Source organism: Bradyrhizobium sp. 141, from assembly GCF_023074055.1.
Classification (GTDB): domain Bacteria; phylum Pseudomonadota; class Alphaproteobacteria; order Rhizobiales; family Xanthobacteraceae; genus Bradyrhizobium.
Genome location: NZ_JADPKR010000082.1, coordinates 352163 through 378428 on the forward strand (window position 1 = coordinate 352163; position 26266 = coordinate 378428).

Consider the following 26266-nt stretch of genomic DNA (forward strand, 5'->3'; position numbering starts at 1 on the left):
GTCAACCTCCGAGGCGCCAGACCACCGACCAGGGGGGGAGCCGCTCGCCGGCCCCGCCGCCCCAGATCGGCGTGCCTGCGCTGACATCGGACGTGATCTCCTGGTCCGACAGATTGGCGGTCAGGTGCAACGTCGCGCCTTCCCCCATGCGCCAATGCGCAGTGAGCAGGCCGTTGTCGGCAGCGTCGGCGTCGCCGAAAGTCGCACCCTTCAGCCGCGGCATGATCTCCTTGCGGCGGACTGCGACCAGTTCCCGGACCAAGGCGAGCCGTGCGTCCTGCTCCGCGGTGCGGCCGGTCCAGTCGAGCACGGCCGATTGCAGCGTTGCCGGATCGAGCGGGTCGGGCACTTCGTCGCCGTATTTCTCGTAGGCCCAGGCATATTCCTGCTTGCGCCCCTTGCGGACGGCGTCGGCAAGTTCGCCCTGAAAATCGCAGAAGAACGGGAAGGGCACCGTCGAGCCCCATTCCTCGCCCTGAAACAGCATCGGCACCATCGGCGCGAGCAGGGTCACTGCGAGCGCGGCCTCGATCTGCTGCGGCGATGCCAGGCTTTCGAGCCGATCGCCGAGCGGACGGTTGCCGATCTGATCGTGGTTTTGCAGGAAGTTGACGAAGGTCGCCGGCGGCAGCTCGCCGCTCGGCTCGCCGCGCGGTTTCTTGCCCCAGAACTCCGAAACCTCGCCCTGATAGACGAAGCCTGAGGCGAGCGCGCGCGCGAGGTCCATGCGCGGCGTCTGGTAGTCGGCGTAGTAGCCGGCGAGCTCGCCGGTCAGCATCACGTGCCAGACGTGATGATAGTCGTCGTTCCACTGCGCGCGATATTTGCCGTTTGGTGGATTTTGCGCGGCATCGAGCAGGCTGGCGCGATTGTCGCCGTTCTCCAGCACGAGATGGATCTGCCGCCCCGTCGCCTTGGCGAGCTCGCCGGCGGCGACGCTGAGGTCCTGCAGCATCGACTGCTCGCCGGGGACCGCCATGATGTGATTGGCGGCATCCAGCCTCAGGCCGTCGAAACGGTAATCGCTGAGCCAGGACAGCGCATTCTCGACCGCGAAAGCGCGCACCTGCGGCACGCGATAGTCGATCGCGCTGCCCCACGGTGTGTGCGCGTCGGTGAAGAAGGCCGGCGCATAGCGGCCGAGATAATTCCCTTCGGGGCCGAAATGATTGTAGACGACGTCGAGGAACACCATCAGCCCGCGCAGATGCGCCTCGTCGATCAGCGTCTTCAGGTCTTCGGGGCGGCCATAGGCACTATCTGGCGCATACCACAGCACGCCGTCATAGCCCCAGCCGCGGCGTCCTGCGAAATCGGCCAGCGGCATCAGTTCCAGCGCGGTGATGCCGGTTGCGGCGAGATGATCGAGCTTGTCGATCATGGCGCGGTAAGAGCCCGCAGAGGTGAAGGTGCCGACATGGGTCTCGATCAGCACCGTCTCTTCCCAGGGGCGGCCGCGCCAATCGCGCGCACGCCATGAAAAGCCGTCGTGATCGATCACCTCGCTCGGGCCGAACACGTCCTCGGGCTGGAAGGCCGATGCCGGATCGGGCACGTCGATCTCGTCGTCGATCCTGAACTTGTAGCGACTGCCCACGGGAAGGCCGACAATATCGGCGACATACCAGCCATCCTGGCGGCGCTGCATCGCGTGTCTTCGGTCGAGCAGGAGGTCGACGCGACGCGCCGCGGGCGCCCACAGACGGAACGACACGCCGTCCTTCGTCGGCCTCGCCCCGAAGGATGGCCTCATAGCGCCCCCGCGAAGGCGAGCACGGAGCGCGGCGGTGCCTTGCTGTCGCTTCCGGGCGGGAAGTCGACCGTGTTCAGCTTGGCATCCGTCGTGTTCAGGATCTGCTGCCAGCCTTTGTATTCGGTCATTTTGGGCAATTTGAATGCGATCTCTTCCGGGGCGGCGTTCAGAACGATAAAGATCGCGGCGCTGCCTGGTTCCATCGGCCCCATCACATAGGAGAGGAACCTGCCTTCCGGAAATTTCCAGTCGTTCTCCGTCATCTCGTCGCCGGCCGGGGTCAACCACAGCGCGCCGTAGGAGATGCCGTCCTTGGGGCGGCCGTCGAGCCAGCGATGGCTGCGAAGTTGCGAGAACCGGCGGCGGATGTCGGCGAGATGGGCGACGAAATCGACCATGTCGTCGCCCTCCTTGCCGAGATTGTCCCAGCCGACCCAGCCGATCTCGTTGTCCTGGCAATAGGCGTTGTTGTTGCCGGATTGCGAATTGCCGATCTCGTCGCCGGCGAGGATCAGCGGAATGCCCTGCGCGAGCATCAGACAGGCCAGCACGTTCTTGCGAAGCTGGCGGCGCAGGCCGATGATATCAGGATCGTCGGTCGGACCCTCGACACCGCAATTGTTGCTGTGGTTGTCGTTGGAGCCGTCGCGATTGTCCTCGCCGTTGGCCTCGTTGTGCTTCTCGTTGTAGCTGAAGAGGTCGGCGAGCGTGAAGCCGTCGTGGACGGTGATGTGGTTGATGCTGGCGCGCGGCCGCCGTCCGTCGTGGTTGAACAGGTCGGAGGACGCCGTCATGCGGCTGGAGATGTCGCCGATCAGGCTGCCTTCGCCGCTCCAGTAGCGGCGCATGGCGCTGCGATAGCGATCGTTCCATTCCGACCATTGCGAGGGGAATGCGCCGACCTGGTAACCGCCGAGCCCGAGGTCCCAGGGCTCGGCGACGAGCTTGACCGTCGCCAGCACCGGATCCTGCCGGATCGCGGTCAGGAACGAGATGCCGCGATCAAAGCCGTTCGGGCCGCGCGCGAGCGTGGTGGCGAGGTCGAAGCGGAAGCCGTCGACGTGGCAGACCTCGACCCAGTATCGCAACGAATCCATCACCATCTGCAGCACGCGCGGATGGGTGAGGTTCACCGACGAGCCGCAGCCGGTGAAGTCGTCGTAATAGCGCGGGTTCTCGCGGTTCAGCCAGTAATAGGAGGCGTTGTCGATGCCGCGGTAGCACAGCGTCGGGCCGAGGTGATTGCCCTCGGCGGTGTGATTGTAGACGACGTCGAGCATCACCTCGATGCCGGCATCGTGCAGGCGCGCCACTGTGGTGCGGAAGGAGTCGAGCGCGTTGTCCTGGGCGTAGCGCGGCTCGGGGGCGAAGAAGGACAGCGTGTTGTAGCCCCAGTAATTGACGAGCTTCTTCTCCACCAGGATGCGGTCGTCGACGAAGCTGTGCACCGGCAGCAACTCGACCGTGGTGACGCCGAGCTTCTTCAGGTGCTCGATCATCGCCGGCGAGGACAGGCCGCCATAGGTGCCACGCAGGTTCGGCGGCACGTCGTCGCGCTTCTGCGTCAGACCCTTGACGTGCGCCTCGTAGATGACGGTGTCTTCCCAGGGGATGTTGGGACGGATCTCGCGGCGGCCCCAGTTGAAGGTCTCGTCGACCACGACGGCCTTGGGCATGCCGCGCGCGTTGTCGCGGCGGTCGAAGGAGAGATCCTCGCGCGGGCTCCCGGTGCGGTAGGCGAAATGCGCATCGCTCCAGACCAGGCGCCCCGAGAGCCGCTTGGCATAGGGGTCGAGCAGCAGCTTGTTGGCGTTGAAGCGGTGGCCGTGCTCGGGCTCATAGGGACCGTGCACGCGATAGCCGTAGAGCTGGCCGGGCGAGACGTCGTTGAGATAGCAATGCCAGACGTCCTCGGTTCTTTCAGGCAATTCGATGCGCTCGAGCTCGCGACGGCCCTGGCCGTCGAACAGGCAGAGTTCGACCTTCTGTGCGTTGGCGGAGAACAGCGCGAAATTGGTGCCGCGTCCGTCCCAGCTTGCGCCGAGGCGTGCGGGCGATCCAGCAGTCAGGCGCATGTGTCAGCTTTCCGGAACGAGGAAGATCGCGGCGAGCGGTGGAATGGTGAGGCGAAGCTCGGGCGTCTTGCCGTCAACGGCATGGACCTCGCCGATGTTCCCGACATTGCTGCCGCCATAATGGGCGGAGTCCGAATTGAACACTTCCTTCCACTTGCCGCCAAAGGGGACGCGAACGCGATAGTTCTGATAGACGTTGGGCGAGAAGTTGATGATCACCAGGCATCGCGCGTCCTCGTCAAATCCCTTGCGTAGCCAGGCGAACAGGTTGCGGTTGGCGTCGTCCGTGATCAGCCATTCGAAACCGGCCTGGTCGCAGTCCATCTGGTGCAGCGCCGGCACCGCGCGATAGAGCCGGTTGAGGTCCCGGATCAGCGCCTGGATGCCGGAATGGTATTTGTATTCGAGCAGGTGCCAGTCGAGGGACTGATCGTGGTTCCATTCGCGGCTCTGCGCGATTTCGGCGCCCATGAACAACAGCTTCTTGCCGGGATGGCCGAACATGAAGCTGTAATAGGTACGCAAATTCGCGAAGCGCTGCCACTCGTCCCCGGGCATGCGGCCGAGGATCGAGCGCTTGCCGTGCACGACCTCGTCATGCGAGAGCGGCAGGATGAAGTTCTCGGAGAAGGCGTAGTGCAGGCCGAACAGGATGTCGCCGTGATGGTGCTTGCGGTGAACAGGATCCTTGCTGATGTAGTTCAGCGTGTCGTGCATCCAGCCCATGTTCCACTTGTAGCCGAAGCCAAGACCGCCGAATTCGACCGGGCGCGAGACCTGCGGCCAGGCGGTAGATTCTTCCGCAGCCGTGGTCGCCTGCGGGAAGCGGGCGAACAGTTCGGTGTTGAAGCGCCGCAGGAAGTTGATCGCCTCGATGTTCTCGCGGCCGCCATACTGGTTCGGGACCCAGGCGCCAGGCGGGCGGCTGTAGTCGAGATAGAGCATGGATGCGACCGCATCGACGCGCAGCCCGTCGATCGCGTAGCGCTCCAGCCAGAACAGCGCGTTCGACACCAGGAAGTTCGTCACTTCGGTGCGGCCGTAATTGTAGATCAGCGTGCCCCAGTCGAGGTGGCGCCCCTGCAGCGGATTGGCGTGCTCGTACAGCGCGGTGCCGTCAAAGCTGCCGAGCCCGTGCGGATCGTCCGGGAAGTGACCGGGCACCCAGTCGAGCAGCACGCCGACGCCCTCGCGATGGCAGGCATCGACCAGCGCGGCAAAATCCTCAGGGGTTCCGAAGCGGCTGGTCGGGGCATAGAGGCCGGTCGGCTGATAGCCCCAGGACCCGTCGAACGGATGCTCGCTCACGGGGAGGAATTCGAGATGGGTAAAACCCATGTCGCGGGCATAGGCCGGCAGCTGCTCGGCCAGCTCGCGATAAGTCAGCCATTCATCGCCGTTCTTGCGGCGCCATGAGCCGAGATGAACCTCGTAGATCGACATCGGCGCCGACAGCGCGTTGATGCCATCGGGTGCCGGGCGTGGCCGCGGCAGATGCGCCTCGTCGAACACGATGGAGGCCGTCTTCGGCCGTACCTCGCTGGCGAACGCCATGGGATCGGACTTCAACGGCAGCAGATGGCCATGCGGCCCGATGATTTCGAACTTGTAGTGATCGCCAGCCTTGGCATGCGGGATGAACAATTCCCAATAGCCGGCGCCGCGCACCCGCATGGGATGGCGCCGCCCGTCCCAGAAATTGAAATCGCCGACCACGGACACGCGCCGTGCATTCGGGGCCAGCACCACGAAGCCGATGCCGTCGATGCCTTCGTGCCGCATCGGATGGGCGCCGAGCTTGTCGTAGATGCGCTGGTGGGTGCCTTCGCCGAGCAGATAGAGATCGAAATCGGTCAGGATCGGCGGAAAGCGATAGGCATCCTCGAACTCGACGACGTTGCCGCCGAACTTTGCGCGCAGCTGATAGTGCTTCGAGCCGTTGGGCAGGGCACCGATGAACAACCCGGCATCGTGCACGCGGTCGAGCGAGGCGACCTCGCCATGGTCGCCGACCGCGTCGACATTGGAGGCCTCGGGCAGAAACGCGCGCACCACGCTTCTACCGCCCTCAGGGTGCAGCCCGAGATAGTGGAAGGGGTCGGAGTGGCGGCCCTCGATGATCGCATAGGCTTCGGCAGGCAGTTTAGGCATGGGCTTCGCTCTCGGTACTGGACAGAATGCGAAGCAGTCCGGTCAGCGGCGCATGGAGCCCCTCAGGCCGGTGGGACAGCTCGTACTCTACATCATGGAAGGCCTGATCAAGCTGGAAAAATCTCAACAGGCCTTCCGCGGTTTGCCGGTTCTCCGGCCACAGCTGCCGATCGGTCATGGCGTCGCGATAGGCGGACAGGAAGGTTGCGGCGGCGCGCTCGCGCCATTCGTCGAGCGCGGCCGTGAGCCGGCCTTGCTCGTCGGAGGCACCGGTGAGCGCGCGGCTCAGCGCCGCGTTCACCGAACCATCGATCGAGCGGATCAGGCCCGCGACGTCGCGCGCGGCAGGCAGCTTGCGCCGCTTGCCGGCCAGCGGCAGACGCGGATCGCCGTCGAAGTCGATGATGAAGATATCGTCCTTCACGATCAGAGTTTGCCCGAGGCGGAAGTCGCCATGATGACGGATGTTCAACCCGCCGATCTCTGAAGGCAATAGCGCATCGAGGTGGTCGGGCAGGGTCGTGCGCACTGCGGCGAGCCGGTCGATCAGCGGCCGGTCCGCCTCCCGCAGGCCGTCGCGGCTGTCGGCCAGCCGCTCGAAAACCCGCTCGGCCCGCGCCTTGAGGTCGGACACAAGTCGTTTGACGTGCGCAGGGCCGATCGGCTCCGGGGCGAGATCGCCCGCCTTCGCCGCGGCCAGGGCGACATGCATCTCGGCGAGCCGCCTGCCGATCTGCGCGATGAAGTGCAGATAGGGCGATTGCTCCTGGGTCTCGCGGGGCGCTTCGCCCGCCGACAACACGCGCTGCTCGTCGATATAGCGATCGAGATAACCCGTGGTCACGGTCCAGCCGTCGCCCTGGTTCTCGACATAGGCATGCAGTACGCCCAGCGCGCTGCGGTGATCGCCCTCGACCAGCTCGACGCTGCCGAGCAGTGCCGGCGTATTGGCAAAGCGCGCGACCTCGGTGAGGTAATGGCCGATCTCGATCTCGGGATTGACGCCGCTTTCGAGCTGACGATAGAGCTTGGCGACGTACTGGTTGTCGACCAGCGCGGTGCTGTTCGACTGCTCGATCGCGCGGATCCGTTCGGGCTCCTTGATGGTGTAGTCGGCGAACCGGCTGGTCGCCTTGAACTCGAGCCGCAGATTGTTCTCCTCCACCACCAAATTCTGCGACAGGTTGCGCAGGAAGAGGCCGATGAAGATCTGGTCGGTCGCGACATCGAGCAACGTGCCTTCGCGTGCACCCTGGCGCACCGCGGCGAGCGCCTTGGGGTTGAAGCGCTCCCGGTCGAAGCGCACCCACTCGATCTGCATCGGGAGCACGTAACGCCGCGCGGCGTCCTGGTCCGCCCTCTCAAAGAACGCGATCCAGGGCCTGTTGTCGCCGATATCGCAGAACGGCACGGCCGAGGTCAACGTGGTCTTGATCTGCTTGGGATTGTGTTCGGGATACCACCGCGTCCGTGACAAAAATCCCGGCAGCACGTCGCGCTCGAACACGCCGCGCTCGCGGGCGAGCGACACCCAGTTCGAATTCACCGGCACCACCAGCGTCTCGAATTCCGGCACCGCGCGCGGCGTCACCGGCTCGGACTTGTCGCGCTCCTGAAGCTGGAACCAGTAGAAGCCGTAGGGCCCCAGCGTGATCATGTAGGGCAGCTCGCCGATCGCGGGGAAGCGGGTGCGGCCGAGCATCTCCTGCGGGATGCGGTCCTTCCACGGCGACAGATCGAGCTCGGTCGCCTGCGCGGCGCGCGAGAGATTGGCGACGCACAGGATCACCTCGTCGCGGTATTGCCGGACATAGGCCAGCACGGCGCGGTTGGCCGGGCGGATGAAGGTCATTGTGCCGCGGCCGAAGGCGAGCGTCGACTTGCGCACCGAGATCAGCCGCTTGGTGGCGCTGAGCAGCGAGGACAGGCTGCGCGACTGCGCCTCCACGTTGACCGATTCGTAGCCGTAGACCGGGTCCATGATCAGCGGCGCGTAGAGGCGGGCCGGGTCGCAGCGCGAGAAGCCGCCATTGCGGTCCGGGCTCCATTGCATCGGCGTGCGCACGCCGTTGCGGTCGCCGAGATAGATGTTATCGCCCATCCCGATCTCGTCGCCGTAATAGATGATCGGCGTGCCGGGGAAGGACAGCAGCAGCGAGTTCATCAACTCAATCTTGCGCCGGTCGTTGTCCATCAGCGGCGCGAGGCGCCGGCGGATGCCGACATTGATGCGCGCGCGCGGGTCGTTGGCGTAGGTCGTCCAGAGATAGTCGCGCTCGACGTCGGTGACCATCTCCAGCGTCAGCTCGTCGTGATTGCGCAGGAACAGCGCCCATTGGCAGCTCGCCGGAATGTCCGGCGTCTGGCGCAGGATGTCGGTGATCGGGAAGCGGTCCTCCTGGGCGATTGCCATGTAGATGCGCGGCATCAGCGGGAAGTGGTAGGCCATGTGGCACTCGTCGCCACGGCCGAAATATTCCTGCACGTCCTCCGGCCATTGATTGGCCTCGGCCAGCAGCAGCTTGCCCTTGGAGTAGGAGTCCAGCTCCTGGCGCAGACGCTTGATGATGGCGTGAGTCTCGGGGAGGTTCTCGTTGTTGGTGCCGTCGCGCTCGCAGAGATAGGGAATGGCGTCGAGCCGGAAGCCGTCGACGCCGGCATCCAGCCAACGCTTCATCACCTGGATGAGCGCGCTGACCACGCGCGGATTGTCGAAATTGAGGTCCGGCTGGTGCGAGAAGAACCGGTGCCAGTAGAACGCCCCGGCCTCGTGATCCCAGGTCCAGTTCGACTTCTCGGTGTCGGTGAAGATGATGCGCGTGCCCTGGTATTTCTGGTCGGTGTCGCTCCAGACATACCAGTTGCGAGCGCTTGAGCCCGGATGGCTGCGGCGCGCGCGCTTGAACCAGTTGTGCTGGTCCGAGGTGTGGTTGACGACGAGCTCGGTGATGACGCGCAGGCCGCGCTTCTGCGCTTCCTGGATGAAGCGCTTGAAATCTTTCATTGTCCCGAAATCGGGATTGACCGAGCCGTAGTCGGCGATGTCGTAGCCGTCGTCGCGGCCGGGCGACGGGTAGAACGGCAGCAGCCACAGTGCGGTGACGCCGAGCTCCTGGAGATAGGGCAGCTTCTCGGTCAATCCGGCGAAGTCGCCGATGCCGTCATTGTTGCTGTCGGCGAAGGCCTTGACGTGGAGCTGGTAGATGATGGCGTCCTTGTACCAGAGCTCATCCACGATCTCGGCAGCCTCGGCTTTCTTGGTGTCGACGGAAGATAGAACATTCATGGCGTGCCCCCCTTACGCCAGGCAGCGGAACAAGAGCGCCGGATCGCGGTCGGGATCGATACGCAACCTGATCCCGCCCCATTCGATGTGAAACCGTTCGCCCGTGAGGAGGTTTTCGAGTGTCGTCACATGGTGTCGCTGCCCGCCGGTGTCAACGGTGACGTCGCCGAGCGGCAGCCAGCATTCGCGCACATGGCGCGACAGTGCAATCACGATCACGACGGTGTTGGCGGGCTCAACCGCCTCCTTGACGAAGGCGATGGTCTCGCCGTCTTCGATGCCGAGAAAACGCAAGTTCGCCATTTGCTGAAGTGCGGCGTTGTCGTTGCGGATGCGGTTGAGTTCGGCAATGTAGGACTTGATGTTGCCGGGCTTGTCCCAGTCGCGCTGCTTGATCTGGTATTTCTCGGAATCGAGATATTCCTCGCGGCCGGGGACCGCCTCGTGTTCGAGCAGCTCGAACCCGCTGTAAACGCCGTAGCTGCCCGACAAACCCGCCGCCAGCGCAACGCGCGACTTGAACGCCCAGGCTTCTCCGCTCTGGAGATGATAGGGCAGCAGATCGGGCGTGTTGACGAACAGGTTCGGACGATAGAAGTCGCGCTCGGGATAGCGCGTCAGCTCGCCGAGATATTGCTCCAGCTCCCACCGCGAGGTGCGCCAGGGGAAATAGGTGAAGGACTGCGCAAAGCCGAGCTTGGCGAGGCCCTTCATCAGCTTTGGCCGCGCAAAAGTCTTGGAGAACAGGATCACCTCGGGATGCCGGCGGCGGATGTCGCGAACCAGCCAGTCCCAGAAGGCAAGCGGCGCGGTGTCGTGGTTGTCGATGGCGAAGATGGTGACGCCATGGTCGATCCAGAACAGCATGGCATCGCGAAAGGCGTTCCACAGGCCGATGCGGTCGACCGAGGCGAAATCGGGGATCACGATGTCGGAATAGGGGCCATCCGCCGTCCGCACCGAGCGGTCCGGCCGCCATTTGAACCATTCCGGATGCTGCGTCAGCCAGGGATGGTCCGGCGAGCATTGCACGGCGAAGTCGAGCGCGAACTCAAGGCCGTATTCCAGGCAGGTCGCGACCAGCGCGCGAAAATCCTCGATGGTACCGAGCTCGGGATGCAGCGCATCGTGGCCGCCTTCGGCAGCTCCGATCGCATAGGGCGAGCCGGGTTCGCCTTCGGTTGCCACCGGCGCATTGTTGCGACCTTTGCGGCGGCGACGGCCGATCGGGTGGATCGGCGTGAAATAAAGTACGTCAAAACCCATCGCCGCGACGTCGGGCACGCGGGCGATGCAGTCGCGGAGCGTGCCGTGCTGGCCGGGGATCCGGCTCTGGCTGCGCGGCATCATCTGATACCAGGCGCCAAACCGCGCTCTGTCGCGGTCGACGGTCAGCGGAAAGGGCTGTGAGCGGGTCAGGTCAGGCCGGGACTGGCTCTCTGCCATGGCATCGCCGAGCTCGGTCGCAAGCAGCGAGGTGACATCGCCGGTTTGAAGATAATCCTCGCATTGCCTGACGATGATCGCCGCGGCGGCCTGCGGAGCGCCATGCGCCTTGGTCAAGAGCCCGGCACCCTCGATGGCATCGAGGCTGACATCGGCGCCAGTTCGCTGCTTGCGCACGACCCCATGGGACCAGGTGGCGAACTCGTCGGTCCAGGTCTCGACCGCATAGACGTACTGGCCGGGCTCGGCCGGCGTGAAAGCACCGGACCAGCGGTCATTGCCATGATGGATCATCGGCTCGCGCCGCCAGTCCCGGTCCTGCTCAGGACGCCAGAGCAGCGCGGCGCTGACCACAGCGTCGCCATCGCGGTAAACATCGGCCCACACCTCGACCCGTTCGCCCGCGATCCGCTTCACGGCGAAGCGGCCGCCATCGATCGCGGGATAGACGTCTTCGATGAGGAAAGCGCTGCCGGCTGCGGCACTTTCGACAGTTTGAATTGTCTTGTTCACGGTGATGCCATTGACAAGAAAGCAGGAGCCCGTTTCCCTTGTCGGGAACCTACGCTTGATACCTATATAGAAAGCCGCTTGTGTGTCATTAGTTCCCCCTGGGAACGGCAACCGCCGTTTGTGCGTTAAGGCCGACTAACGTCTTCCGCTGCCTCGTTAAAATCGATGCCCCCGGCAAACGGGTGGCCTGCAAGCTGCGTGCCGAATGGATCTTTTAGCTCAAGCCCGGATCAAGGGCGTTCAATCCGAATTCGTCGATGCCCTGGGGAAGTTGCGGGTCACAGACCCCGTGGCCCTCAAATCGATCCTCGACGCCCTGCCGGAGAAGCGGGTTTACCGCTTCGTGAGCGGGCCGGTGGTGGTTCGCGCGCTCGGCCATCCGCGCACGGAATTGACGGCCATCGGCGCGCCGCCGCTGAAATGGACATTGGCCGCAAACGGCAAATCGATTGCCCAAGGATTGATTGCCCAAGGATCGATTGCCCAAGGCGAGACGCGCGAGCCCGTGATCGCCTGGCCCGCCGGTCTGCCGCTCGGTTATCACCGATTGACACTGACCGATGCCGAAGGTGTGACGGAAGAGGTGCCGATGATCGTGGCGCCCGAGCGGGCCTTCGGCGGCGATTTCGACCGCGGATGGCTGCTCGCCGTGCAGCTCTACAGCGTCCGATCGGACCGCAATTGGGGCATCGGCGATTTCACTGACCTTGCCGATCTCGTGCGGCTCGCCAAGCAGCTCGGGGCCGACGGCGTCGGCCTCAATCCGCTGCACGTCCTGTTCGACGACCACCCCGCCGATTGCAGCCCCTATTCGCCGAACAGCCGGCTGTTCCTCAATCCACTCTATATCGACGTCGAGGCCATTCCCGAATTCTCGGGGGACTTCGTGCCCGACGCAGCCGCGACCGCCGCCCGTCTGCGTGAAGGCGATCGCGTTCCCTATGCCGACATGGCGGCGCTGAAATGGCTGGCCTTGCGCGCCGCCTTCAATAGCTTCGTGACAAGCGCGAGCGAGGCGCGCCGCAAGGAATTCGACGCCTTCCGCGCTGCCCGTGCACCGCTGTTGTCGCGCTTTGCCTGCTTCGAGGTGCTGCGCCATCGTTTCACCGCGCCGTGGTGGGAATGGCCGGTGGAATGGCAGCAGCCTGACGAGGCCAAATGCGCCGGGCTGCGCAATGGCCCTGACAAGCGCGAAGTCGAGTTCGTCGAATTCGTGCAATGGACGGCTGACGCGCAGCTGCATGCCGCCAAGGAGCTCGCCAGCCAGCTCGGCATGCGCGTCGGGCTCTATCTCGACGTTGCCGTCGGCGTGCAGTCCAACGGATTCGATGCCTGGAACGAGCAGATGGCGATCTCCCGTCATCTCGCCGTCGGCGCGCCGCCCGACGTGCTCAACACCATCGGCCAGGACTGGGGCCTTGCCGGCTTCAACGCCGGTGGCCTGGAAGCGCAATCCTTCGTGCCGTTCGCCGACATGCTCGCGGCTTCGATGCGCCATGCCGGCGCGATCCGCCTCGACCACGTGCTCGGCCTGAAGCGGCTCTATCTCGTGCCGCGCGGCTTCAAGCCGGACAACGGCGCCTATGTGCAGATGCCATTCGAGGCGCTGCTCGGCGCCGTGGCGCGCGAGAGCGCGGCCCACAAATGCATCGTGATCGGCGAGGACCTCGGCACCGTGCCGGAAGGTTTTCGCGAGATGATGCAGGATTTCGGCATCTGGTCCTATCTCGTCATGATGTTCGAGCGCGACGACGCCGGCCATTTCCGCAACGTCGACCATTACCGGCCCAATGCGCTCGTCACGCTGAACACGCATGACCTGTCGACCTATGCCGGCTGGCGCTCCTTCAGCGATCTCAAGATGAAGCGCTCGCTCGGGCTCGATCCCGGCGAGAACGACCAGGCGCGCTGGGATGCGCTCGGCAGGCTCGACGAGATCCTGCGCCAGAACGGCATCAAGGCCAACGACCTCTATTCGGTGCTGGCGTTCCTGTCGCGCACGCCGTCCCGCTTGCTCGCGGTGTCGATGGAGGACCTGCTGGGCGTGATCGACCAGCCCAACATTCCGGGCACGATCGACGAACATCCGAACTGGCGCCAGCGCCTTCCCGTCGCGCTCGACAAGATCGCCGCCAAGATCGATCTCTCGGCTTTGAAGGCCGCGACGCGGGAACGTTCGCTGACCGGCGGGAGTTGACGCGCGAGGGGTTTCCAGGGGCTATTGTCCAGGCTCGCACGACATTGTCTCAGAGGATCGAGGACTATGCGCTGATCGGTGATTGCGAGACCGCGGCGCTGGTCGGGCGCAACGGCTCGATCGACTGGCTGTGCTGGCCGGCCTTCGATTCCGATGCCTGCTTTGCCGCCATCCTCGGCAACCACAAGAACGGCCGCTGGCTGATCGCACCGAGCGAGGACGTCACGAAGACGTCGCGCCGCTATCTCGGCGATACACTCATCCTCGAAACGCGTTTTGAGACGAAGAGCGGTACCGTCGCGCTGATCGACTTCATGCCGCTGCGCGGCAAGGCGTCCGATATCGTGCGGCTGGTGCGCGGCGTCAGCGGCACGGTGAAGATGCGGATGGAGCTCGTCATCCGCTTCGGCTTCGGCGCCGACATTCCCTGGGTGCGACGGATCGATCATTCCCTGATGGCGATCGCCGGCCAGGACATGACGGTGCTGCGCACGCCGGTCGAGAGCCGCGGCGAAAATCTGACCACAGTCTCCGACTTCGAGGTGAAGGCCGGCGAGACCGTGCCTTTCGTACTGACCTACGGCCCTTCGCATCTCGACCCACCCGCGCCGATCGATCCGGAGATCGCGCTCCGGGACACCGAGGAATTCTGGAAGGACTGGTGCGGCCATTGCACCCGCGACGGCGACTATCGCGACCTGATCCTGCGCTCGCTGATCACGCTGAAAGCGCTGACTTTCGGCCCAACCGGCGGCATCGTCGCAGCGCCCACCACCTCATTGCCGGAGAAGCTCGGGGGCAGCCGGAATTGGGATTATCGCTTCTGCTGGCTGCGCGATGCCACCTTCACGCTGCTGGCGCTGATGAACTCGGGTTACACCGAGGAAGCGTCGGCCTGGCACAATTGGCTCTTGCGTGCGGCCGCCGGCGCGCCGGCGAACATGCAGATCATGTACGGCATCTGGGGCCAGCGGCGGCTGCTGGAATGGGAGGCGGGCTGGCTCGACGGCTATGAGGGCGCCCGTCCGGTGCGCGTCGGCAATGCCGCGCATGCGCAGCTCCAGCTCGACGTCTACGGCGAGTTGATCGACGCCTTCCACCAGTCGCGGATGGCCAAGCTCAAGCTCGACGAGCAGACCTGGGCGCTGGAATGCGCCGTGCTCAATCATCTCGCCGAGGTTTGGGACCGGCCCGATCACGGCATCTGGGAGCGCCGCGGCGAGCCCAAACACTACGTCTTCTCCAAGGTGATGACCTGGGTCGCCTTCGACCGCGGCATCAAGAGCGCCGAGACCTTTGGCTTCAAGGCGCCGCTGTTGCACTGGCGCACCCTGCGTGAGGCCATTCATCGCGACGTCTGCAACAGGGGATTTGACGCGGAGGAAAACGCCTTCGTCGAATCCTACGGCTCGAAACTGCTCGATGCCAGCGTGCTGCTGCTGCCTTCTGTCGGTTTTCTGCCGGCGGACGATCCACGCATCCGCGGCACCATCGCGGCGGTCGAGACATGCCTGATGCGCGATGGCTTCGTGCTGCGGCACGATCCGCGCGAGTTGCCTGCGGGGCAGCCGCCGCTCGAAGGCGCGTTCCTGGCCTGCACATTGTGGCTGGCTGATGCCCATGTGCTGTCGGGTAATCTCGACAAGGCGCAAGGCTTGCTCGACCGCGTGGCCGGCATCGCGAACGACGTCGGTCTGCTGGCCGAAGAATACGATTCGGTCGCCCGGCGCCAGACCGGAAATTTCCCGCAGGCGCTGACCCACATCGCGCTGATCAACACCGCGCACAATCTGTCGGCGGCACGGCAGAGGAGCGAGAAGCCGGCGATGCAGCGGTCGAAGTAGATCGGCGCGGCTAGTCCCGACTGTATCCAGAGCGGAAGTGCGCTCCCTCTCCCGCTTGCGGGGGAGGCGTAGGCGGCCTTCGGCCGCCGTTCTTAATTAAGAACGCCGATGCGGAGCATCGGCTATGGGTGGGGGTGTCTCCGCTGGGCGAGAACCCCCAAGAGGAGAGAACCCTCACCCGCCGCTACGCGGCGACCTCTCCCGCAAGCGGGAGAGGTTACAGAGAGCCCGCGGCTCGATTAACCTGCCCAAGGCCAAGTGGCTCGAGACTAGCTAGCCCACCCCATTCCGCTTCAAAATCATCTCCATCGCTTCCGCAAAACCGTCCTGCTCGTTGGTCGCGGTGACGTGGGTGGCCTGGTCCTTGACATTGTCGGCGGCGTTGCCCATGGCGATCGAGACGCCGCTGACGGCGAACATCGCGAGGTCGTTCTGCATGTCGCCGATGGTGGCGACTGCGTCGGTGGCAATCCCCAGGCGCTTGGCCATCGCCTCGACGAACGTGCCCTTGTTGAAGCCGGGCGGGGTGATGTCGAGATAATAGGTCTGCGAGCGCACGGCGGTGGCTTCGCTGCCGAGCGCTTTCTGCATCGCCTTCTCGCAAGCGGCGAGACCCGCCGCATCGGCGCTGGCGCCGACGATCTTGCAGGCGCTGGCAAGGTAGGGCGAAAAATCGGTCACGATGGTGGGATCGGAGCGGATCGTGTGCTGCTCATGCGCGACGTACTTGCCGCTGGGGTTGTCGATCAGCCATTTGTCGGTGGTGAACAGCCAGATATCTGCGCCGAATTCGCGGAGGATCTGCAAGGACCGCTCCGCCGCCCCCGGCGGAATGAGATGCTGCTCGACCGGCCTCATCTCGGGATCGACGATCGAGGAGCCGTTGAACGGGCCGACCGGAAGCCACAGCGCCAGCGGCTCGATCAAAAAGCGCATGCCGATGGCGGGACGGCTGGAGGTGATGGTGAAACCGATGCCGGCCTTGTGCAGCCGCTGCACCGCGGACCTCGCGCGTTCGGTCAGCGTCTTGTCCTTGGTCAGCAGCGTGCCGTCGACGTCGGACACTACGAGTGAGATTTGCGTCATGGCAGGACCTAACGTTCCTCTTGCCTCAGCGTTTCGCGCCGCCCAGTTTCAGTTGCCGCACGATGCCATCCACGATCGCCTCCACGGTTTCGTCGATCGAAACGGTGATGACGTGCTCGCCCGCCGCCGGCGGTTCCAGCGTGTCGAACTGACTCTTCAACAGCTCGGGCGGCATGAAATGGCCCTTGCGCTGCGCGAGCCGCTCGGCGATCAGCTCTTTCGTACCCTTCAGGAAGACGAAGCGCACGTCGTCGCGTCCGCGCAGCAGCACGTCGCGATAGGTGTGCTTCAGCGCCGAGCAGGCGATGATGATGTGCCCGCCGCGTCCGCAGACCCGCGCGATCTCGTCGGCGATGGCGTTGAGCCAGGGCCAGCGGTCCTCGTCGGTGAGCGGATGGCCCGCCCGCATCTTCTCGACATTGCTGGCGGGATGGAAGCTGTCGCCGTCCTCGAAGCGCCAGCCGAGCCGCTGGCCGAGCGCTTCCGCGATCGTGCTCTTGCCCGACCCCGACACGCCCATCACGATCAATGCACAAGGTGCTTCAACGCCCGCCACGAATGTCCTCCGGAAGCGCGGCCCTATCGACCAGCCAGACGGTCTCACCATTCGAGCGCGCGCGTAAGGCCGGCAGAGTCTCGCCATTGAGGAGGCGCGTCAAGATCGCCTGCTTGTCATGCCCGGCAATCTCGAACAGCATTTCGCGGCAGGAGGCCAAAGCGGGCAGGGTGAGCGAGACCCGCGGCACGAAGGGCGCGACATTGGCCTTGGGCACTCCGACCACCCAGCGTTGGGTCTCCTCGATTTCGGGGAAGCCGGGAAACAGCGAGGCGGTGTGGCCGTCGGGGCCGACGCCCATCAGGACCAGGTCGAACAGCGGCCGCGCCGGATCGAGGTTTTCGGCCCCGTAAAAGGCTTGCAGCTCGCGCGCATAGGCCTCGGCGCTGCGATCGGGATTGTCGGCTGTGGTCGGGATCGGGTGGATATGGCCCGAAGGCGCACTGCGATCGAGGAAGGCCGCGCGCGCGACCGCCATGTTGTTGAGGGGATCGCTTTCCGGCACGAATCGCTCGTCGCCGATGAACCAGTGGACGCGCTCCCACGGAATCGTACCGCGCCAGTCGTCGCTGCCGAGCAATCGATACAGCTTCTTCGGGCTCGAACCGCCGGTCAGGCAGATTGCGATGCGGCCGGGATTGGCGGCGATCCGCGCCATCACCCGTTCGGCCGCGGCGCGCGCCAGGGCTTCGGCGTCGGCCGCGACGATCAGCTTCGGCTGCTCGGCCGCCGCCATCACGACAACTTCCGCCAGCTTCGCCCGTCGCGTCGGAGCAGCTCGTCTGCGCAGGCTGGGCCGTCGCTGCCGGCCTCATAGGTCTCGATGCCGTTGGTGCCTGCACTCTTCCAAGCGTCCAGGAACGGCTGCACGGCCTGCCATCCGGCCTCGATGCCGTCGGCGCGCTGGAACAGAATGTTGTCGCCGATCATGCAGTCGTAGATCAGCGTCTCGTATCCGGTCGAAGGATCGGCGCGGAAATAATCGCCATAGCGGAACTTCATCTCGACGCCGTCGATGGTGACGCTCGGCCCCGGGATCTTGGCGTTGAACTGGAGCTCGATAGTCTCGGTCGGCGCGATGCCGATGGTGAGGAAATTTTGCGAGAGGCGATCGACCGTCGTGCCTGAGAACATCGACAGCGGCGCCTGCTTGAACTTGATCGCGACCTCGGTTCGCTTGTGGCCGAGCGCCTTCCCGGTGCGCAAATAGAAGGGAACGCCGGCCCAGCGCCAATTGTCGATCATCAGCTTCAGCGCGACAAAGGTCTCGGTGCTGCTGCCGGGCTTGACGTCCTCGGTCTTGCGATAGTCCGGGATCTCGTCGTCGCCGCTGCGCCCTGCGAGATATTGCGCGCGCACCGAATTCCTCAGTGCTTCCTCCGGACTCGGCTGCTGGATCGACGTGAGCACCTCGGCTTTTTCGGAGCGCACGGAATGCGCATCGAATCGCGCAGGCGGCTCCATCGCGACCAGCGACATCAGCTGGAACAGATGGTTCGGCACCATGTCGCGGAGCGCGCCGGTGGCATCGTAGAAGCCGCCGCGATGGCCGACGCCGAGCTTCTCCTCGACCGTGATCTGGATGTGGTCGATATGGTTGCGATTCCAGATCGGCTCGAACATGCCGTTGGCAAAGCGCAGCACCAGGATGTTCTGCACCGTCTCCTTGCCGAGATAGTGATCGATCCGGTAGATCTGGTGCTCCTCCATGATCTTCAAAAGCTCGGCGTTGAGCGCGCGCGCCGAGGCGAGATCGGTGCCGAACGGCTTTTCGATCACCAGCCGGCGCCAGGCGCCGTTCTCCTTGGTCAGGCCGGTGCGGCCAAGCTCCCGCGCGGTCGGCGCGAACGCGGCCGGCGGGGTGGCGAGGTAGAACAGCCGGTTGCCGCCGGTCCCTTCTGAGCATTCCAGCGAATCCAGGTGCTCTCGCAGGCGATCGAACGACGGCGGATCCTTCGGATCGGCCTCGACGAAGGTCACGCATTGCAGGAGCTGTTTCGCGACGACGTCGTCGACGGGGCGGGTGGCGAACTCGCGCAGGCCCTTCATCAGGCTGTCGCGCAGTTCGCCATCCGACTGCGCCTTGCGGCCCACGCCGACGACGCAGAATTTCTCCGGCAGCATGTTCTCGGCCGCCAGATTGTAGAGCGACGGCATCACCAGGCGATGGGTGAGGTCGCCGGTCACGCCAAAGATGACGAAGGCGCAATTTTCCGGCTTGCGCTTTGCTTGCGGGTCTTTTGTCACGAATTGTCAGCCTTCGTTTTGTTACGCCTACTTGGGCTTCGCTGCGCCCGGCTGCTTCGGCTCCTTGTGGCCGCCGAACCCCGCGCGCATCGCGGAAAGAATTTTTTCGGCGAAGGTGTGTTCCTTGCGGGAACGGAAACGTGCGTAGAGCGCCGCGGTGAGGACCTCGGCCGGCACGGCCTCGTCGATCGCCGCATTCACGGTCCAGCGCCCCTCGCCGGAATCCTCCACGAAGCCGGAATATTCCGACAGCTGCGGGCTGTCGGCGAGCGCGGTTGAGGTGAGGTCGAGCAGCCAGGACGGGATCACCGAGCCACGCCGCCACACCTCCGCGATGTCGGCGAGCTCGAAATCGTAGCGGTGATCAGCCGGCAGCGCCTCGATGTTGGCATTCTTGAGAATGTCAAAACCTTCGGCATAGGCCTGCATCAGGCCGTATTCGATGCCGTTGTGGATCATCTTGACGAAATGGCCGGCGCCGACGGGGCCGGCATGGATGTAGCCCTGCTCGATGCGGGGATCGCGGCCCTCGCGTCCCTCCGTGCGCGGAATGTCGCCGGCGCCGGGCGCGAGTGCGGCGAAGATCGGATCGAGCCGGTCGACGACCTGCTTCTCGCCGCCGATCATCATGCAATAGCCGCGATCGAGGCCCCAGACTCCGCCGGAGGTGCCGACGTCGACATAGTGGATGCCGCGCGCCTTCAGTGCCTTGCCGCGGCGAACGTCGTCCTGCCAGAAGGTGTTGCCGCCGTCGATGATGACGTCGCCGTCCTGCATCACGCCCGCAATCGTGTCGATCGTCGTCTCGGTGATGTGCCCCGCAGGCAGCATCACCCAGGCGGTGCGGGGACGTTCGAGTTTCGAGATGAATTCCTCGAGCGTCGCCGAGCCTACTGCGCCGTCGGCGGCAAGGCCAGCGACGGCCTTGGCGTCCTTGTCATAGACCACGGTCGAATGTCCCTGGCGCATCAGGCGGCGAACGATGTTGCCGCCCATCCGGCCGAGGCCGATCATGCCGAGTTGCATTTGCAATCTTCCTTAGTTCAGTGCGTCGTTAAGCGCCGCATTGAGGGCCGCAAGACCCTTCTTGAGCCCACCCTTGAGATGGACGCGCAGCGCGCGCCGGCCGCGCTCGGTGAGCACGTCGAAATCGCCGCGCGCCTGCGCCGCCTTGATCACACCGAAGCTCGCCTTTTGGCCAGGCACCGGAAGATCCTTGGCATCGTCAGCCGTGATCTGGAGGAACACGCCGCTGTCGGGCCCGCCCTTGTAGGCCTGCCCGGTCGAGTGCAGGAAGCGAGGTCCGAATTCGGCGCAGGTCGCGACCTGACGCTTCTCGCGCACCTCTAACCGCATGGCCTGGAGGGCATCGATCGTGATCTTGTCACGTGCGATATAGCCGAGCAGGGCGACATAGTCGCCGTCGCCCGAGCGGGAGAGATGCGCCTTCAGCCAGGAGGTGAGATCGCCATTGGCGCCGGCGGCGCGCAGCGCCGTTGCGTTGGCCTCGTCGGTATAGAGATCGGCTTCGTCCGTGCTGACCACCGGCTCCTCGGCCGGCAGTGCGCCGGTCTTCTCGAACGACGCGGTGAGCTCGCGGGTCTTGATCTTGGCTTCTTCTACGTCCGGCTGGTCGAACGGGTTGATGCCGAGGATCGAGCCCGCCACCGCGGTTGCCATCTCGAAGCGGAAGAACTCCTGGCCGAGATGGTCGATCGACTTCATGACGATGCGCACCACGGGGTGGCCGGCCGCTTCGATCGCGGCAAGCTTGGAGTCATGGGCAGCGTCCGCCTCGCCTTCGATGCGGATGTCGATGAAGAACCGGTCGTTGCCGTAGACTGAGGGGTCGCCCAGCGGCTCGCCCTCGATCGGGATCAGGCCCTTGCCTTCCTTGCCGGTCGATTCCGCGATGAGCTGCTCGGCCCAGGCGCCGAAATCGGCGATCTTCTTCGAGGACAGGATCGTCACCTTGTCGCGGCCTTCAAGGCCGGCGTGGCCGATGGCGAGGCCGAGCTGCACGCCCGGATTTTCACTGGGCGGCACGTCCGGTCCGCAGGAGCGGGCCATCGCCAGCGCATGCTTGACGAAGGTCTTGACGTCGATGCCGGCGGTCGCTGCCGGTACCAGGCCGAACGGCGAGAGCACGGAGTAGCGTCCGCCGATCGAGGGCTCGCCATGGAAGATGCGGGCGTAGTTGAGGCTCTTGGCCGCCTTCTCCAGCGACGAGCCCGGATCGGTCACCGCGATGAAGCGGTGGCCGGTCCTCACCTTCGGCCCGACTGCCTTGGCAACCTGCTCATGGAAATAGTCCTTCATCGCGTTCGGCTCGGTGGTGCCGCCGGACTTGCTCGACACGATGAACACGGTGTTGGCGATGTCGATCCTGGCCTCCATCGCCCGCACTTGCGCCGGATCGGTGGAATCCAGCACGTGCAGCTTCGGGAAGCCCGGCTTCTTGCCAAAGGTCTCGGCCAGCACCTCCGGGCCGAGGCTCGATCCGCCCATGCCGAGCACGACGGCGTCGGAGAATTTCTGGCCCTTCACCCGGCCCGCATAGTCCTCATAGTCGGCAATGTCGGCCTTGGCTGCGCAGTCGAGCCAGCCGAGCCATTTGTCCTCGTCCGCGCCGGTCCAAACCGACTTGTCGCGCTGCCAGAGCCTGCGGATTTTTGCCGATGCGCGCCATTCCTCGGTACTCTTGGCCACCGCCTTGCCGAGCCCGTCGCCGAGCGAGAGAAGCTGGCGGTCGATCGCGGGCCCGAGCACGGTGGCGCGCTTGTGGGCGACCGCGCCGTAGAGCTTGTCGGCGGCATCAGCGAACTGCTTGACGCCATCCTTGACGAGCTCTTCGGTGATGGCGTCGAGCGAGACGCCGGAGCGCTCCAGCTCTTCCAGTACGCGCTGCGCGTCGTCGACATTCTCCTCAAGGCTGTCGCGCGGCTTGCCGTGGTCGCGGAACGCGTCCAGCGTCGCCGGCGGCACGGTGTTGATGGTGTCGGGGCCGATCAGCTCCTCGACATAGAGGACGTCGCTGTAATCCTTGTTCTTGGTGCCGGTCGAGGCCCACAGCATGCGCTGCGGCTTGGCGCCCTTGGCGGCGAGCTTGTCCCAGCGCGGACCCGAGAACAGGCGCTTGTAGTCCTGGTAGGCGACCTTGGCGTTGGCGATGGCGACCTTGCCCTTGAGCGCGGCGAGCCGCTCCTTCTCGCTTGGATCGTTGGCGCGGGCGATCTTCTCGTCGAGCTGCTTGTCGACCACCGAGTCGATGCGGCTGACGAAGAAACTCGCAACGCTCGCGACGTGCGAGGGGTCGCCGCCGCCGGCGACGTATTTTTCGAGACCGGCGATGTAGGCTTCGGCCACCTCCAGGTAGACCGCTCTGGAGAACAGCAGCGTGATGTTGATGCTGATCCCGTCGCCGATGAGCGTCTCGATCGCCGGCAGGCCCTCGGGCGTCGCCGGCACCTTCACCATCAGGTTCTTGCGGCCAACGTCCTTCCACAGCCGCCGTGCTTCAGTGACTGTGCCGGCGGTGTCCATGGCGAGATAGGGCGAGACCTCCAGGCTGACATAGCCGTCGCCACCCTTGAGGCGGTCATAGACCGGGCGCAGCACGTCGGCTGCGTTCTGGATGTCCTCGACGGCGACGGCCTCGAACAGGTCGGCCACGGTCCGGTCGCCGCGCTTCAGCGCCTTGCCGATCGGGGCGTCGTATTCGTCCGAGCTGGCGATCGCCTTCTCAAAGATCGAGGGATTGGAGGTGACGCCCTTGACGCCGTCGGTGTCGATCAGCCGCTTCAGGTCGCCCTTGGCGATGAAGCCGCGGGCGAGGAAGTCCAGCCAGACGGCCTGGCCGTGCTTTTCCAGTTCTTTGACGGGATTCATGATGCTTATTTATCTCCAAGCCTGCGGGCGAGGGGTTTCCGCGCCGGTCCTGACGCGCTATCCTCTAACTTACATGCTCCCGGGAGGGAACCAATCAAGGGTACAGGCGTCATACCCTCCAGTGTAACTCCGTCGCGATCATGGCGATCCGGGCGGGAGTAGCCCTTGTTGCGTAATAAAGTCGTTGGCCGAAGGTTCGGCCTGGTCTCGTTGCGTAACGTCGGCCGCTTCGTTTTGTCAGCCAGGGGCTGCGTGGAGTGCCATCGGCGGATTCCGGTCCGTCTGGTGTATCGTCGCTCGGCCGCGAATGGCCCATGCTGGGGGAAAGCATGCACGTTCAAAATGACGGTGTCGCCTTCGCCGTCCCCAACGGTCCGCCGCCGGACGCGCCGGCCGGATGCGTCGACGCATTCCACGATCTCGAAATCAGCCCGTGCACGACCTCGCTGCGACTGCTGGTCGCGGCGGGCTTTGCCATGACGCTGCTCAGCGCGAGCCTCGCCTTCGACTGGTGGGATGGTCTTGGCGAGTACGACACGATGGTCGGATTTGCCGGCGTCCTGGTGTTCGCCCTGATGACGATCCGTCTGATCTGGATGCTCCCGACCGAGCGGGGAGCGGTGGTGGTGGTCACCCCCTACGGCATCCGCGATCTCCGCATCGGCAATGAATTTCTGCCGTGGGATTCGATTGCGGAGATTTCGGCTGAAGAGCGCGGCGGCCACAACATCATCGTGCTGACGCCGACGCCGGGCTTGCAGCGCCAGCTCTGCAGCATCCGCAATTTGGCCGATTGCGCGCGGGACGGTCGCATCGTCATCCGGTCGGAGGGCCTGGCGGCCGATTTTGATACATTGCTGCGCGCTTGTCGCGACTGTCACATTGCTGCCAGCAATCCGCGCACCGCATTGCAGCAGGAAGATGAACGCGGCACCCAAGGCGGCGCTCAAGGCTTCGCCGTACAAGCGTCATAAGATCGCCGCTCGCCGATCGCTATGCTGCAGCGCCGGATGGACTCATCCCCGGTAACGCCCGGATGTTGCGACCAAGTGACAATTTCTGGAAATGAGCCAATATATACAGAGATTCGCACAAATTACGGGCAGGTGCCTGTTCGTAACTCAGCGACTGCCTACGTTGTGCGTTGCGTCGTGTTGGCACCCGGGTGTCCAATGATCGTCATGTGCTCACGCTGATTCGAAACGGCCTGAGGAACGGTCCGGTAACTGCTTTCGTTTCAGCTTGTAGCGGAACTCACGCGGAGAGGGATCATGTACAACGATTCTCTATTCAACGCTTTCGCTCGGTCGTTCGAGGCGAGAAGCCAGCACGACATGTCGATGGCGGAATATCTGGAATCGTGTCGAAGCGATCCCATGAAATACGCGAACGCGGCCGAACGACTGCTAGCAGCGATCGGTGACCCCCAGACGATTGACACGGCCAAGGACCCACGCCTTGGCCGTATTTTTTTGAACCGCACGATCCGTACCTATCCGGCCTTCGCCGGCTTCTACGGCATGGAAGAAACCATCGAGCGCATCGTTGGTTTCTTCCGCCATGCGGCGCAGGGTCTGGAGGAGCGCAAGCAGATCCTCTATCTGCTCGGGCCGGTCGGCGGCGGCAAATCCTCGCTCGCCGAGCGGCTGAAGTCGCTGATGGAAGTGCATCCGATCTACGTGCTCAAGGCCGGCGATGAACTCTCGCCCGTGTTCGAGAGCCCGCTCAGCTTGTTCGATCCGGATAACCTCGGGCCGATGTTGGAGGAGAAGTACGGCATTCCGCGCCGGCGGCTCACCGGCCTGATGAGCCCGTGGTGCTACAAGCGGCTCGAAGCCTTCGGCGGCGACATCTCGCAATTCCGCGTCGCCAAGATTCAGCCGTCGCGGCTGCGCCAGATCGCAGTCTCCAAGACCGAGCCCGGTGACGAGAACAACCAGGACATCTCCTCGCTGGTCGGCAAGGTCGACATCCGCAAGCTCGAGACCTACGCGCAGAACGATCCCGACGCCTACAGCTATTCCGGCGGCCTCAACCGCGCCAACCAGGGCGTGCTCGAGTTCGTCGAGATGTTCAAGGCGCCGATCAAGATGCTGCACCCGCTGCTGACCGCGACGCAGGAAGGCAACTACATTGGCACCGAGAATATCGGCGCCATTCCCTTCACCGGCGTCATCCTCGCGCATTCCAACGAAGCGGAGTGGTCGAGCTTCAAGGCCAACAAGAACAACGAGGCCTTCATCGACCGCATCTGCGTGATCAAGGTGCCGTACTGCCTGCGGATCACGGAGGAGCAGAAGATCTACGAGAAGCTGATCCAGGGCTCCGAGCTGGCGGCGGCGCCTTGCGCGCCCTCGACGCTGGAGACGCTGGCGCGGTTCTCGGTGATGTCTCGCCTGCGCAAGCACGAGAATTCCACGGTGTTCGCCAAGATGCGGGTTTACGACGGCGAGAGCCTGAAGGAATCCGATCCGAAGGCGCGTAGCGTCCAGGAATATCGTGACGCCGCCGGCGTCGACGAGGGCATGGACGGCGTCTCCACGCGCTTCGCCTTCAAGATCCTGGCTGCCACTTTCAACCACGATCCGCAGGAAGTCGCCGCCGACGCCGTGCACCTGATGTACGCGCTGGAGCAGTCGATCAAACGCGAGCAGCTGCCGGAGGAAGTCGAGAAGCGCTATCTCGAATTCATCAAGGCGGATCTCGCGCCGCGTTATGCCGAGTTCATCGGCAACGAGATCCAGAAGGCCTATCTGGAATCCTACTCGGATTACGGCCAAAACCTGTTCGATCGCTACGTCGACTATGCCGACGCCTGGATCGAGGATCAGGACTTCAAGGATCCCGACACCGGCCAGCTGCTCGATCGCGAGCTTTTGAACCAGGAGCTGACGAAAATCGAGAAGCCGGCGGGCATCGCCAACCCCAAGGACTTCCGCAACGAGGTCGTCAAATTCTCGTTACGGTCGCGGGCCCAGAACGGCGGCAAGAATCCGACCTGGACCTCCTACGAGAAGATTCGCGACGTGATCGAAAAGAGGATATTCTCCCAGGTCGAGGACCTGCTTCCGGTCATCTCCTTCGGCTCGAAGAAGGACGGCGAGACGGAGAAGAAGCATGGCGAGTTCGTCGCACGCATGGTGGAGCGCGGCTACACCGAGCGTCAGGTTCGCCGGCTCGTCGAATGGTACATGCGCGTGAAGCAGGCCGGTTGAGGCGGAGTG

15 protein-coding genes are annotated in these 26266 nt (G+C 64.4%); 4 read left to right on the forward strand and 11 right to left on the reverse strand.

What is annotated here, in order from left to right; translation table 11 throughout:
* Position 1 precedes the first annotated feature (1 nt).
* From treZ to IVA81_RS25060, 5 genes are read right to left on the reverse strand one after another with little or no spacing between them, the layout of a single operon-like run.
* Positions 2-1753, reverse strand: coding sequence for a malto-oligosyltrehalose trehalohydrolase (gene treZ, locus IVA81_RS25040; protein WP_247322886.1), 1752 nt, complete (start codon positions 1751-1753; stop codon positions 2-4).
* Entirely contained in the window at positions 1750-3828 is a 2079-nt protein-coding gene (gene glgX, locus IVA81_RS25045; protein ID WP_247322888.1) for a glycogen debranching protein GlgX, read from the reverse strand. The genes treZ and glgX overlap by 4 nt, the downstream gene beginning before the upstream one ends.
* A gap of 3 nt (positions 3829-3831) precedes the next feature.
* Positions 3832-5979, reverse strand: a complete 2148-nt coding sequence (gene glgB, locus IVA81_RS25050; RefSeq protein WP_247322890.1) for a 1,4-alpha-glucan branching protein GlgB — start codon at positions 5977-5979, stop codon at positions 3832-3834.
* Complete coding sequence (gene treS, locus IVA81_RS25055) at positions 5972-9265, reverse strand: maltose alpha-D-glucosyltransferase (RefSeq protein WP_247322892.1); 3294 nt, start codon at positions 9263-9265, stop codon at positions 5972-5974. Before treS ends, glgB begins: the two co-directional genes overlap by 8 nt.
* A gap of 12 nt (positions 9266-9277) precedes the next feature.
* A complete protein-coding gene (locus IVA81_RS25060; RefSeq protein ID WP_247322893.1) occupies positions 9278-11224 on the reverse strand; it encodes a maltotransferase domain-containing protein in 1947 nt (648 codons plus the stop codon).
* Between the two features lie 205 nt (positions 11225-11429).
* Between IVA81_RS25060 and malQ the strand changes: the two genes are divergently transcribed.
* Both malQ and IVA81_RS25070 read left to right on the forward strand, forming a co-directional pair.
* On the forward strand, positions 11430-13421 hold the full coding sequence (gene malQ / locus IVA81_RS25065) for a 4-alpha-glucanotransferase (RefSeq protein WP_247322895.1): 1992 nt from the start codon (positions 11430-11432) through the stop codon (positions 13419-13421).
* A gap of 44 nt (positions 13422-13465) precedes the next feature.
* A complete protein-coding gene (locus IVA81_RS25070; RefSeq protein ID WP_247322896.1) occupies positions 13466-15265 on the forward strand; it encodes a glycoside hydrolase family 15 protein in 1800 nt (599 codons plus the stop codon).
* A 273-nt stretch (positions 15266-15538) separates the two neighbouring features.
* Here IVA81_RS25070 and IVA81_RS25075 read toward each other — a convergent pair whose 3' ends face one another.
* The 6 genes from IVA81_RS25075 to IVA81_RS25100 are packed head-to-tail and all read right to left on the reverse strand — an operon-like array spanning position 15539 to position 23042.
* Positions 15539-16351 carry an HAD family hydrolase gene (locus IVA81_RS25075; RefSeq protein WP_247322897.1) on the reverse strand — a complete coding sequence of 271 codons (813 nt, stop codon included), beginning with the start codon at positions 16349-16351 and terminating at the stop codon, positions 15539-15541.
* Positions 16352-16376: 25 nt separating this feature from the next.
* On the reverse strand, positions 16377-16907 hold the full coding sequence (locus tag IVA81_RS25080; RefSeq protein ID WP_247322898.1) for a gluconokinase: 531 nt from the start codon (positions 16905-16907) through the stop codon (positions 16377-16379).
* The gene (pgl, locus tag IVA81_RS25085; protein ID WP_247323213.1) at positions 16894-17643 is read right to left on the reverse strand and encodes a 6-phosphogluconolactonase; all 750 of its coding nucleotides are present in this window, start codon (positions 17641-17643) and stop codon (positions 16894-16896) included. Before pgl ends, IVA81_RS25080 begins: the two co-directional genes overlap by 14 nt.
* Positions 17643-19154, reverse strand: coding sequence for a glucose-6-phosphate dehydrogenase (zwf, locus tag IVA81_RS25090; protein ID WP_247322899.1), 1512 nt, complete (start codon positions 19152-19154; stop codon positions 17643-17645). Before zwf ends, pgl begins: the two co-directional genes overlap by 1 nt.
* A 27-nt stretch (positions 19155-19181) precedes the next feature.
* Positions 19182-20180, reverse strand: a complete 999-nt coding sequence (gene gnd / locus IVA81_RS25095; protein WP_247322900.1) for a phosphogluconate dehydrogenase (NAD(+)-dependent, decarboxylating) — start codon at positions 20178-20180, stop codon at positions 19182-19184.
* A gap of 12 nt (positions 20181-20192) precedes the next feature.
* On the reverse strand, positions 20193-23042 hold the full coding sequence (locus IVA81_RS25100; RefSeq protein ID WP_247322901.1) for a bifunctional transaldolase/phosoglucose isomerase: 2850 nt from the start codon (positions 23040-23042) through the stop codon (positions 20193-20195).
* Between the two features lie 329 nt (positions 23043-23371).
* On the opposite strand from IVA81_RS25100, the gene IVA81_RS25105 reads away from it, so the two are divergent.
* Together IVA81_RS25105 and IVA81_RS25110 are read left to right on the forward strand one after the other, a co-directional pair.
* The gene (locus IVA81_RS25105; RefSeq protein ID WP_247322903.1) at positions 23372-24016 is read left to right on the forward strand and encodes a hypothetical protein; all 645 of its coding nucleotides are present in this window, start codon (positions 23372-23374) and stop codon (positions 24014-24016) included.
* Between the two features lie 297 nt (positions 24017-24313).
* Positions 24314-26257, forward strand: a complete 1944-nt coding sequence (locus IVA81_RS25110; protein WP_246918845.1) for a PrkA family serine protein kinase — start codon at positions 24314-24316, stop codon at positions 26255-26257.
* Positions 26258-26266: the final 9 nt, after the last annotated feature.